Here is a 254-nt window from a genome sequence, read left to right on the forward strand (position 1 = left end):
ACTTTCTGCTCCTGGCGGCGCATCGCATCGAGCGCCTGGGAGGCATGAGCGACGACGTGAAACTTGTCGAACGTCAGCCGCGCATTGGGCAGATGCTCGCCAACCCCTTTGATGAAGGCCGGCGACAGGGAGTGTCAGAATTTCCGTGTTCAAGGCGGGGGTGAGATTCACACGGATGGTCGAACGAATCGATCCGCGTAAAGGATAGCGAATTGGTTCATGGCCTGCTTCCAATCGTGAGCGGAGCGGCTCCA

At 58.7% G+C, this 254-nt stretch carries 1 pseudogene; it reads right to left on the reverse strand.

Annotated features, from left to right (window positions below):
* A pseudogene (locus GWC77_RS28650) lies at nt 1-128 on the reverse strand (transposase); the annotation flags it as partial.
* Between the last annotated feature and the right edge of the window lie 126 nt (nt 129-254).

This window comes from Paraburkholderia sp. NMBU_R16 (genome assembly GCF_013282575.1).
Taxonomy (GTDB): Bacteria; Pseudomonadota; Gammaproteobacteria; order Burkholderiales; family Burkholderiaceae; genus Trinickia.